The sequence below is a fragment of the Bradyrhizobium sp. Kon10 genome (genome assembly GCF_055807395.1).
The window spans coordinates 1-286 of record NZ_JBVVOZ010000190.1; the positions used below are offsets into that span (position 1 = coordinate 1).

The 286-nt window shown below is 67.8% G+C and carries 1 protein-coding gene; it reads right to left on the bottom strand.

Annotated features, from left to right (window positions below; all coding sequences use genetic code 11):
• Positions 1-286 (bottom strand): transposase (locus AC0L2O_RS36665; RefSeq protein ID WP_473373186.1); only part of this gene is annotated, 286 nt, incomplete at both ends.

A 286-nucleotide genomic window follows, 5' to 3' on the forward strand; every position in this document is an offset into this window, starting at 1 on the left:
ATCGGGCGGGCGAGAAAGGCCTTCACCTTGTCGTCGATCTCGGCGCAGAGCCGGCTGACCTGGCTCTTGGAGATGCCGGTCATGCCCATGGCCTGCACCAGATCGTCCACCGAACGGGTCGAGACGCCCTGCACATAGGCTTCCTGAACCACGGCGGTGAGCGCCTTCTCGGCCATGCGGCGCGGCTCGAGGAAGCCCGGGAAGTAGGAGCCCTTGCGCAGCTTGGGAATGCGCAGCTCGACCGCACCGGCGCGGGTCTCCCAGGTCCGGTCGCGGTAGCCGTTGC